The 7510-nt window shown below is 68.6% G+C and carries 6 protein-coding genes; 4 read left to right on the plus strand and 2 right to left on the minus strand.

The genetic code is table 11. The features are described from left to right. The first annotated feature begins 13 nt into the window (after nt 1-13). The 3 genes from IEZ08_RS33245 (at nt 14) to IEZ08_RS33255 (ending at nt 2711) form a co-directional block, all read left to right on the plus strand. Nucleotides 14-718, plus strand: coding sequence for a ComF family protein (locus tag IEZ08_RS33245; RefSeq protein ID WP_189243738.1), 705 nt, complete (start codon nt 14-16; stop codon nt 716-718). A 517-nt stretch (nt 719-1235) separates the two neighbouring features. Further along, a complete protein-coding gene (hpf, locus tag IEZ08_RS33250; protein ID WP_189243739.1) occupies nt 1236-1910 on the plus strand; it encodes a ribosome hibernation-promoting factor, HPF/YfiA family in 675 nt (224 codons plus the stop codon). 96 nt (nt 1911-2006) lie between these two features. Continuing rightward, nucleotides 2007-2711, plus strand: a complete 705-nt coding sequence (locus tag IEZ08_RS33255; RefSeq protein WP_203863597.1) for a response regulator — start codon at nt 2007-2009, stop codon at nt 2709-2711. Between the two features lie 76 nt (nt 2712-2787). Here IEZ08_RS33255 and IEZ08_RS33260 read toward each other — a convergent pair whose 3' ends face one another. Further along, nucleotides 2788-3972 (minus strand): winged helix-turn-helix domain-containing protein, encoded by a 1185-nt coding sequence (locus tag IEZ08_RS33260; RefSeq protein WP_068921459.1) that lies wholly within the window; start codon nt 3970-3972, stop codon nt 2788-2790. A 118-nt stretch (nt 3973-4090) separates the two neighbouring features. After that, the gene (locus tag IEZ08_RS33265) at nt 4091-4366 is read right to left on the minus strand and encodes an HGxxPAAW family protein (protein ID WP_229803786.1); all 276 of its coding nucleotides are present in this window, start codon (nt 4364-4366) and stop codon (nt 4091-4093) included. Between the two features lie 255 nt (nt 4367-4621). Here IEZ08_RS33265 and secA point away from each other — a divergent pair, with 255 nt between their 5' ends. Further along, nucleotides 4622-7420: a preprotein translocase subunit SecA gene (secA, locus tag IEZ08_RS33270; protein ID WP_068921460.1), complete on the plus strand. Its 2799-nt coding sequence runs from the start codon at nt 4622-4624 to the stop codon at nt 7418-7420. Nucleotides 7421-7510 lie beyond the last annotated feature (90 nt).

Below are 7510 nucleotides of genomic sequence, written 5' to 3' on the forward strand. Positions count from 1 at the left end.
GCATTTTGGATTTGTGACGACCGCTCTGCTCGATCTGGTCCTGCCGCCTCGCTGCGCCGGATGTGACACGCCCGGCGCGCTCGTCTGCCCCCTGTGCGCGGCGGAGCTCCGCGGGGAGCCCGCGTGCCGGACGCCGTCCCCGGTCCCGCCCGGCCTGCCCGAGTGCTGGTCGGCCGCGGACTACGACGGCGCCGTGCGCCGGGCGATCATCGCCTACAAGGAACGCGGCCGTACGGCCCTCGCGCACTCGCTGGCCGGGGCTCTCGCCCTGACGGCCGGCGTCGCGGTGGGCGGCCATCCCGTCGTGCTCGTCCCCGTGCCCGGCATGCGTCAGGCCCTGCGGCGGCGCGGGCACGACCCGGTGGCCCGGCTGGCGGGGCTGGCGGCGGGTTACCTCCGGGCCGCCGGATGGCCGGCGACCGTGGTCCGGGCGATCGCCCCGCGTCGCCGTACGGCTGATCAGGCGGGCCTGAGCTCGTCGCAGAGGGCCGTCAACCTCTCTTCGGCATTCAGGGCCGTGCCGGGGGAATGCGCCGCCGTACGGGGCCTCTGGAGCGGCGAGGGAGTGGTCCTGCTCGTCGACGACGTGGTGACCACCGGTGCCACCCTCGCCGAGGCCGCGCGGGCTCTCCGGACGGCGGGGGTGGAGGCCCCTCTCGCGGTGACGATCGCCGCGACACGCCGGAGGTATCACCCTTCCGGAGATTACGGAGAGTAAAATAACGGCAAGATATCGGTCTCACTCCGGAGGCACACCTTGATGTCCCAATCGCGGGCTGAGATGGGTTCCGGGGACGCGAGAACCGTTCACATAAGGGATGGGGCATCTCCAAAGTGGTCATCTTGGACTCTGGGGATCCGGGAAGAAATCACGCAAAGTGATCCTGGGGCCGATCGCCAGGCTGACATTCGGCCGCGATGCGGATAGCGTCAGAGCATGGCACCCGCTCGGGTCCGTGGTTGCGCCGGACTGACCCCCTCCAGGGGGCCGGTCTGGCTAGCCGATGCCAGCCGCAGGCGAAACGGTCCACGTAAGACGACTCTTTGTCGGTCGATCACGGTGCGGCTTAGAGGTAAGACCTGCCTTCCCGAGGAGCCAGATGTTCCTCGCCAGAAGAGAAGGGCATTAGTGGCAGAGAGCTGCGAACCCCTCAGCAGGCGGATGTGGGGACGAAGACCAGGTCGGCCGGGCGGGTGCCGCAGCATCACAGTCGAGAGCCGAAGGGGGGCTGTGCATGGACATCATCGTCAAGGGTCGGCACACCGGAGTGAGTGACCGATTCCGCGACCATGTGACGACCAAGCTGGCCAGGATCGAGCGTCTGGACCACAAGCTCATCCGCGTTGACGTGGAGGTGTCCAAAGAGCGTAACCCGCGCATCCCCGACCAGCGCGAGCGGGTCGAGCTCACGATTCATTCCCGTGGTCCGGCGGTCCGGGCGGAGGCCTCCGCCGAAGACCGCTTCGCGGCGCTCGATATGGCACTCGGCAAGCTCGAAGGAAGACTCCGGCGCATCGCCGACCGGCGCAAGGTCCACCACGGCAACCACTGCCCCCCGTCGGTCGCCGAGCTGACCGCCTCCGCGCTGGCCCAGTCCCTCGAGGCCGAGCCCGCCCAGGTCCCTCTCGAGCCGGACGAGCCGGACGAGCCGGAGCCCGAGGAGGAGGTCGGCGTCGACCTCCCCGAGGACCAGACCATCATCCAGATCGAGATGGAGGGCGACGGGCCTCTGGTGGTCCGCGAGAAGTTCCACAAGGCCGAGCCGATGACCATCGACCAGGCGCTCCTGGAGATGGAACTCGTCGGCCACGACTTCTACCTGTTCCGTGACAAGGAAAGCGGGCAGCCAAGCGTCGTTTACCTGCGGCGAGGTTACGATTACGGTGTGTTGCGGCTCGTCGAGCCCTGACATCCACAGGGAAAGACCCTCTCCGGCCAGCCCGAGAACCCTGGAAGCCGTGTAATCATGGCGGTTCAACGGCTCTGGCCCCCCCGAGGAGGAGGCGTGACGGAACCCGACGAGGCGACCCGCACCGCCGGGCGCGGCGACCCGATCCGCGTGCTGATCGTTGACGATCACGCGCTGATCCGCCGCAGCCTGGACATGGTGCTGGCCGCGGAGGCGGACATCGAGGTGGTCGGCGAGGCGAGCGACGGTCAGGAAGCGGTTGAGCTCGCCGACCGCCTGACACCGGACGTCGTGCTCATGGACGTCCGCATGCCCCGGCAGAGCGGCATCGAGGCCACACGGGAGATCAAGGCCGCGGCACCGAGCGTCCGGATCATCATGCTGACGGTGAGCGACGAGGAGGAGGACCTCTTCGAGGCGATCAAGGCGGGCGCCACCGGCTACCTGCTGAAGAACGTGCAGCTCGACGAGGTCCCCGAGGTCGTCCGAGGTGTCTACGAAGGGCAGTCGCTGATCAACCCGGCGATGGCCGCCAAACTCATCAACGAGTTCGCGTCCATGAGCCGGAAGGAGGCCGAGCGCCCTCCCCAGGTTCCGGTCCCCCGGCTCACGGACCGCGAGATGGAGGTGCTCCGCCTGGTGGCCAAGGGGATGAACAACCGCGAGATCGCCAAGCAGTTGTTCATCTCCGAGAACACCGTGAAGAACCACGTCCGCAACATCCTGGACAAGCTTCAGCTCCACTCCCGGATGGAGGCCGTGGTCTACGCGGTCCGCGAGCGGATGCTCGAAATCACCTGACCCGGCATCAGCGCGGCGCGCCACCCCGGTACGGCGCCACCCCCCTCGCGGCGCCGTACCGACGCCGGGCCGGGTGTCATCGCATGGCGGAGGTGAGGGCCTCGTGGAGGGCGGGGTCGGCGCGTTCGATGCGGACGGTGTCGCAGCCGACCCAGCTCGCCGCCTCGGCCAGGGCCTCGGCCAGGGGCTCGGCGGCCTTGTGCGGGCTGACTCCCGGTTCGAGGCCGATCTGGCGGGCGACCAGGGTGGAGCCCTCCCGGGCGGGGTCGACGCGGCCGATCAGGCGGCCGCCGGTGAGGACGGGCATCGTGAAGTAGCCGTGGACGCGCTTGGCCTTGGGGACGTAGGCCTCCAGGCGGTGGTTGAAGCCGAACACGCGGGCGGTGCGGGCCCGATCCCAGATGAGGGAGTCGAACGGGGACAGCAGGGTGGTGCGGTGGCGGCCGCGGGGGACGGTCTCCAGGGCGGCGGGGTCGGCCCAGGCGGTCGCCGAGCGGTCGGGCCAGCCGGAGACGCGGACCGGGACGAGGCCCGTGGCGCCGTCGAGCAGGGCGGCGTCCATGAGCGCGGCGTGGGAGGCGTTGAGGCGGAGGAAGTCGACGAGGTCGGCGCGGGTGGCGACGCCGAGGGCGCGGCCGGCGATGCCGGCCAGGCGGGTGACGCACTCGGCGTCGGTGAGGTCTTCGCCCAGAAGGTGGCCGGGGACGGCGCGTTCGGCCAGGTCGTAGACGCGGCGCCAGCCGACGCGGCGGGTGCAGACGACCGCGCCGGTGTCCAGCAGCCACTCGATGGCGATCTTGGAGTCGGACCAGTCCCACCAGGGGCCGCCGTTCTTGGCCCCGCCGATGTCGGCGGTCGTGACGGGGCCGCTCTCCCGGACCCGTTCCAGGATCGTGTCCACCGTGGGCGGGACCTCGTGCCAGCGGTATCTCCGCTCGCGGAACGCGCGGCGCCGGAAGGCGTAGAGCGGCCAGTCCTCGATGGGCAGGACGCAGGCGGCGTGGCACCAGTATTCGAAGGCGCGGGCCGGGTCGTCCCAGTAGGCCAGCTCGACCTTCCGCCTGCCGACGGCGCCCAGGCGCGCGTAGGCGACGAGTTCGTGGGAGCGGGCCAGCACGGAGATCGTGTCGAGCTGTACGGCGCCCAGGCGGCGCAGCGTGGCGGGCGCACCGCCGCGGCGGGCGTCGGCGCCGAGGAAGCCCTGGGCCCGCAGGATGATCCGGCGGGCTTCGTCGGCTGAGAGGGTGAGGGGGGTGGTCATCGCCCCTCCAGGGGGGACGTCGGGGAGGACGCCGAGGGGAAACGGCTCGTCGTCACGCGGCACGTCAGCATGGTCCGAGGCTAGCGGCTCACACCGACGAAAGCGCTACGCCGGTGTTTCAATCGAGGATGCCCTCACCGCGCTCGAAGGGGACGCGGGGGGCGTCGAGGATGACGTCCTTGAAGGCGCCGAAGACCACAAGCAGGATCATGCCCAGTGCGCAGACGGTCGCGCCCATCCAGAACAGCGGCCAGTTGGGACCGGCGGTCAGTCCCGCCCCGCCGATGGCGAAGCCCAGCACGCTGACGGTGACGGCCAGCCAGGACGACGCCCTGCCTCCGTGACCGTTTTCGGGTGCGGTATCCGTCATGTCTTCGGGTGCGGTCTCCGTCATGGTGGTGTCTCCTTGCGGGACGGTGACGCGCCTGCCGCGGTTTCTCCATTAGGTGTGATAGTGGGCGATATACCCCTATAGCCTGCCGTGTACTCGTGGAGAGGGGGCCGCGGGGAACCTTCGGAACGCCAAGACCGTCGTCCATGGTGGCTGTGTCTGGTGGTGGAACCGCCTACGATGGCAGCGGAGAACCATGTCTCGTCCTCATCCGGGCCCCTGAAGGCCGCGGAAGACCTGCGAGGAGCTTTACCTAAAGTGCCAGCCTTTCTCGACAAGATTCTTCGCGCAGGCGAAGGCAAGCTTCTGCGTAAGCTCAAGCGGATCGCCGACCAGGTCAACTCCATCGAGGACGACTTCACGAGCCTGACCGACGCCGAATTGCGCGCGCTCACCGACGAGTACAAGCAGCGCTACGCAGACGGCGAATCCCTCGACGATCTGCTTCCCGAAGCCTTCGCCACCGTCCGTGAGGCCGCCCGGCGCGTCCTGGGCATGCGCCACTTCGACGTGCAGATCATGGGCGGCGCCAACCTGCACATGGGCAACATCTCGGAGATGCGCACCGGTGAGGGCAAGACCCTGACCTGTACGCTCCCGTCCTACCTCAACGCCATCGCGGGCAAGGGCGTCCACGTCATCACGACGAACGACTACCTGGCCAAGCGCGACGCCGAGGAGATGGGCCGCGTCCACCGCTTCCTGGGCCTCAAGGTCGGCGTGATCCTGGCCAACATGGCGCCGGACGACCGCCGCAGGCAGTACAACGCGGACATCACCTACGGCACGAACAACGAGTTCGGCTTCGACTACCTGCGTGACAACATGGCGCAGTCGCTGGACGAGTGCGTCCAGCGCGGCCACAACTACGCCATCGTCGACGAGGTCGACTCGATCCTCATCGACGAGGCCAGGACGCCGCTGATCATCTCCGGTCCCGGCGAGCAGTCCGGCAAGTGGTACGGCGAGTTCGCCAAGATCGTCCCCCGGCTCCGCAGGGGCACCGAGGGCAAGGACGGCGAGGAGAGCACCGGCGACTACGTCGTCGACGAGAAGAAGCGCACGATCGGCATCCTGGAGTCGGGCGTCGAGAAGGTCGAGGACTGGCTCGGCATCGACAACCTCTACAAGCCCGAGCACACCCACCTGGTCGGCTTCCTGAACAACGCGCTGAAGGCCAAGGAGCTCTACAAGAAGGACAAGGACTACATCGTCGTCGACGGCGAGGTCCTGATCGTCGACGAGTTCACCGGTCGCGTCCTGCACGGCCGCCGCTACAACGAGGGCATGCACCAGGCCATCGAGGCGAAGGAAGGCGTCAAGATCAAGGACGAGAACCAGACTCTCGCCACGATCACGCTGCAGAACTACTTCCGCCTCTACGACAAGCTCGCCGGCATGACCGGAACCGCGGCCACCGAGGCCAACGAGTTCCACCAGACCTACAAGCTCGGCGTCGTCCCGATCCCGACCAACAAGCCGATGATCCGCAAGGACCAGCCGGACGTGGTCTACAAGAGCGAGGACGCCAAGTTCATGGCGGTCGTCGACGACATCAGCGAGCGCTACGAGAAGGGCCAGCCGGTCCTGGTCGGCACCACCAGCGTGGAGAAGTCCGAGCGCCTGTCCAAGGAGCTCAAGCGCAGGGGCGTCAAGCACGAGGTGCTCAACGCCAAGAACCACGCCCGTGAGGCCGCGATCATCGCGGAGGCGGGCCGGAAGCACGCCGTCACCGTCGCCACCAACATGGCCGGCCGCGGCACCGACATCAAGCTCGGCGGCAGCGTCGAGTTCCGCGCCGACGTGGAGCTGCGCAACCGCGGCCTCGACCCGGTCGAGACCCCGGAGGAGTACGAGAAGGCCTGGCCCGAGGCGCTGGAGAAGGCCAGGGACGCCGTCAAGAGCGAGCACGAGGAGGTCGTCGAGCTCGGAGGTCTCTACGTGCTGGGCACCGAGCGGCACGAGTCGCGGCGCATCGACAACCAGCTCCGCGGCCGTTCCGGCCGTCAGGGCGACCCGGGCGAGTCGCGCTTCTACCTCTCGCTCGAGGACGACCTCATGCGCCTGTTCAACTCGGCCCGGGTCGAGATGATCATGACGCGGCTGAACATCCCGGACGACGTCCCGATCGAGTCGGGCATGGTCTCCAAGGCGATCGCCTCCGCCCAGCACCAGGTCGAGCAGCAGCACTTCGAGACCCGTAAGAACGTCCTGAAGTACGACGAGGTCATGAACCGCCAGCGCAAGGTGATCTACGCCGAGCGTCAGCGGGTGCTGGAGGGCGCCGACCTGCACGAGCAGGTCCGCGGGTTCGTCGGCGACGTCATCGACGACTACATCAACGGGGCCACGGCCGAGGGCTTCTCCGAGGAGTGGGACCTCGACAAGCTCTGGAAGGCGCTGGGCCAGCTCTACCCGATCAGCCTCCACATCGAGGACGTCGTGGCGAAGGCCGGCGGCCGGGAGGAGCTCTCCGCCGACTTCCTCAAGGAGACGGTGAAGGCCGACGCCCTGGCCGCCTACGACCGCCGCGAGGAGGAGCTCGGTCCGGAGGCCATGCGAGAGCTGGAGCGCCGGGTCATCCTCGCGGTCCTGGACCGCAAGTGGCGTGAGCACCTCTACGAGATGGACTATCTCCAGGAGGGCATCGGCATGCGCGCCTACGCCCAGAAGGACCCGCTGATCGAGTACCAGCGCGAGGGCTTCGACATGTTCTCCCAGATGCTCGAGGGCATCAAGGAGGAGTCGGTCGGCTACCTGTTCAACCTCGAGGTCGAGGTGCAGACCAGCCCGATCGTCGAGGAGACGGAGGAGGGCGAGGACGCCGCGGTCGCGGAGGCCCGCTCCATCATCGCCCGAGGCCTGCAGGCTCCCAAGCGCCCCTCCGAGCTGGAGTACACCGCGCCCGGGGAGACCGGCGAGATCGAGCACACCCGGGTCAGCACGCGCGCGCAGCGTGACGCCTACGGCAACGTCGAGCGCAACGCCCCGTGCCCCTGCGGCTCGGGCAAGAAGTACAAGCGCTGCCACGGCGACCCGAAGAACACCGCGGCCTGACCGGGTCGGCGCCGGGGGCCCGCACCGCAGGGACGCTGTTGGTAAATAGGGTGCGGGCGTGACGATGGCCTGTACGACCCCGTTGGGGGT

Source organism: Planobispora rosea (genome assembly GCF_014648175.1).
Classification (GTDB): Bacteria; Actinomycetota; Actinomycetes; order Streptosporangiales; family Streptosporangiaceae; genus Planobispora; species Planobispora rosea.